This window comes from uncultured Campylobacter sp., assembly GCF_937949835.1.
In the GTDB taxonomy this organism is placed as follows: domain Bacteria; phylum Campylobacterota; class Campylobacteria; order Campylobacterales; family Campylobacteraceae; genus Campylobacter_B.
In genome coordinates, this window is record NZ_CALEDC010000498.1 from 1 (window position 1) to 2,446 (window position 2,446).

At 35.5% G+C, this 2,446-nt stretch carries 1 protein-coding gene and 1 pseudogene; both read left to right on the forward strand.

What is annotated here, in order from left to right; translation table 11 throughout:
• The first annotated feature begins 815 nt into the window (after positions 1-815).
• A complete protein-coding gene (locus Q0256_RS11040; RefSeq protein WP_297963075.1) occupies positions 816-2,180 on the forward strand; it encodes a hypothetical protein in 1,365 nt (454 codons plus the stop codon).
• Positions 2,180-2,446 (forward strand): annotated as a pseudogene (locus Q0256_RS11045) (hypothetical protein); the annotation flags it as partial. The gene Q0256_RS11040 and the pseudogene Q0256_RS11045, both read left to right, overlap by 1 nt.

The window sequence follows — 2,446 nt, forward strand, 5'->3', positions numbered from 1 at the left end:
TTTGGCAGTCAATATAAAAACGTCCGTGTTGCACATAGATATTCTTATTTTTTTCCAAATTTTTCATATAAGTAACTTTATCAAAATTTAATTAAAAGTAAGCGAAAAGTAGCCGTCTTTAAGGTTGAAATTTTTTGAAGTAAAAATTTTTTGCTTAAAGTGCGATTTTACGGAGCTTGAAATTCTTAAAATTGACAAAAAAGCGGTTAAGAAAAGCGATTTTTTACAAAATGCCTCGAATAATTTTTAAGGTTAGCAACTAAAAAGTATATTGAAATAAAGAAATGTAGGCTATTTAATAGCCTAATTAAAAATTAAATAAAAAGTTTAAGTTTTTACAAAATGCCTCGCCTCCTACCTATATGTAAAAAACAAATTTAAAAAAGGGAAAAAATAAAATTTAGATAGAGTCTGTGTTGCTGAAAATTTAAATTTTTAGAATTTTTAAATTTTAATTAAATTTTTAGATAGCTTAAATTTTCCTTAAAAACATATTTATATATACAGAGAAGAAATTTCAAAAAAATTAATAATTAATGCGATGGGAAAATTTTTAATTAAAGCTGGATTTTTAAATTTTAAAATCAGTCAAGCGTTTAAAACGATTTTAAGAGCTATTAAAGCCGCATAGATGAAAAATTAAGGAAAGAATAGAGGAAAAAGCTTATTTTTGATTGTAGAGCATTTAAAAGGCATTTGTGAGCGTTTTTAATTTTTTTGGCAAATCTAAACCTTTTTGTATGTCGTTTTTTAAAAGTTTTTTAAATCTAACAAATGATAGACTGCTGAAAAATAATCTATCAAAAGGATTTAAGGTGGCAGAAGAGCTGACGCAAGAGCAGATGGCCGAATGGGCATATTTAAGCGAGGACGAACAAACCCTAACGACTTCAAATATAAGCAAAGGGGAAGAAAATGAGCCGCAAACGCAAAACAAAGATATGGACGACACGAGAAACAAGATTTTAGATTGTCAGCAAGCCATAGCAAATACCGGGTTATTCAAAAGCAATGAGACAAGCGCGGTGGCTTGCGTAAGAGAGTTTTATACTGCATACGGAACGGACGACGATAGCAAAGTTCAAGAAGCAATCAACGATATTTATAGAACCAATATGAGTCTAAGGGATGTGACCGAAATAAAAGAGCTCACCTTAAGAGAAATGAATATGGAGCTAAGAGAAGACTTCGATAACGGCAAAGAATACACGATACGAGACATTAACAAGAAATTTGCCTACGAAGTAATGGGAGCAGCAAATTTAAGCAAAGACGCGCAGCAAGCCGTAGAAATACTGGGCGAGAAAGAGCTGCTAGATGTGAGAGTTAAAGAAAAGCAGCAGGAGTTAGACGAATTTAAAAGCCCGAAAGCAAAAAGAGAGTTCGTAAAAGATAGATTAGACGGCGTAGAAAAAAATGAGTCCTTGAAGGAGAGTCTACAAATTTTAAAAGAGAAAGAAAAAATAGAAGAGCAAATCAAGGCAAAAGAGGAGCAGATCGCCAAAAAGGAAAAAGGGGAAGAAAAAGAGCAGAGCCCGCAACAAAACGAGCCTCAGTCAGGTAGAGAAAGCAGCGCCGAGCAAGAGGATTGGAACAAACGAGCCGACGAGCTAGAGATGCAGCACGAAAAAGAGCTCGAGGATCTCAAGGATCAGCAATCAAAGCTTGAAGCGAATTTTCAAAAATCAATCGACAATCTCATGAACAGCGACGGAATAAACGGCATTATAACTGCGCTGCAGGAAATGGATAGAAGCCTTGAGATGATGTTAAAACAGGGTAAAGAAGAGAGTATCGCAAAAGATCGCCAGCGCCAAGAAAAGCTTGACCTAGCTTTTGACAGCCCCAAATTTAAAGAAGCAGTGGGCGATTTAGTAAAAGAAGTCTACACACAACGTAAAAAAGTCAAAGGCGGATTTAAGGAGATGGAAAACGAACGGGCTAATTACGCCAAACTACAAACAACCTACGAAAAAGAGACCAAAAAAGGCCTTGACGTCAAAGGATACGAAAAGTTAAAAAAGATAATGGGCGACATCGAAAAAGAGACGCCGAATTTTAAAGATAGCTACCCCAAGTTTTATCAGAAGGTAAACGATACGCTAGCGCAAACCAAAGAGAAAATTTTAAACAAGGCTAAAGGGCAAGAAAACGAAAACGACAGAGGCAGGAGCCTATAATGAATAATATAACGCCAGAGCAAAGAAGAAACGTACTAAGCGACGACTTGGAAAATTACGCTAAAAGCGAAAATGACTTTTTAAGCCTAAGAAAGAGCTTTATAGACTTAAATTTTAGCCTAGCCCTAGCGTGCGAACATGACGAACAAAGGGCTAAAAAATACCTAGACGCAGCCAAAGAGATACAAGGACTGGAAGATAAGCAAGACGAGAGAGGAAAGTGGGAAATAAACGAAGATAACAACAAAAAAGTGATGATCCCACAC